Origin of the sequence: Arthrobacter sp. B0490 (assembly GCF_002929355.1) — a bacterium.
GTDB lineage: Bacteria > Actinomycetota > Actinomycetes > Actinomycetales > Micrococcaceae > Arthrobacter_D.
Genome location: NZ_PJIR01000124.1, coordinates 1 through 588 on the forward strand (window position 1 = coordinate 1; position 588 = coordinate 588).

Annotated in this window: 2 protein-coding genes; both read right to left on the reverse strand. The window is 59.0% G+C overall.

Features of this window, described 5'->3' with window-relative positions:
* On the reverse strand, positions 1 to 215 hold a 215-nt coding region (locus CXQ97_RS21060), incomplete at its 3' end, for a hypothetical protein (RefSeq protein WP_219815485.1).
* Positions 216 to 220: 5 nt separating this feature from the next.
* Positions 221 to 588: hypothetical protein (locus CXQ97_RS21065; protein WP_219815486.1), on the reverse strand; the 368-nt coding region annotated here is incomplete at its 5' end.

The following is a 588-nucleotide window of genomic DNA, read 5'->3' on the forward strand; positions in this document are numbered from 1 at the left end:
TGAGCACTCGTCTTCTTGTAGTTGTACTGACAGCACTTTTGATGTCCGGTTGCAGTCTGCGTCTGCCAGGCATAGGCATTGATATCGGTGACGGCGGTGGCGGCCCGCCGCACTGTCCACCAGGCCAGGCCAAGAAGGGTAACTGCTGAGGCGCCAGGCGCCGGCTGGTCACGCTCAGGCAAGGCCGATGAGGCCTTGCCTGTCTCTGGAGTCATCTATGTCACGTCTTCTCGTGTTGTTTCTCGGGGTGTTCCTGCTGAGCGGCTGTACCGTGCATGAGTACACCGGCCACGGTTATCACCGGTCTCATTACCACAGTGATTATCGAGAGTATCGGTACGACGCCTATCCAAGTCGCCATTACCAGTACGACCGTTCCGGTTATTCCCGCCATGCTCCACCGGCGGTGGTTCGACAAGAACGCTACGAGCAGCACGGAGGCAAGCGTAATGACCATCCTTCCCGGCACTACAGCCAAGGCGGCGACCGTCATAACAAGCAGAACGCGGTGCGCCACCCTGTTCAACAAAGGAGCTACCACCCGGCTAGATCCCAGCAGCATCGCGATCGTCGCCGCGAGTGGTAGTG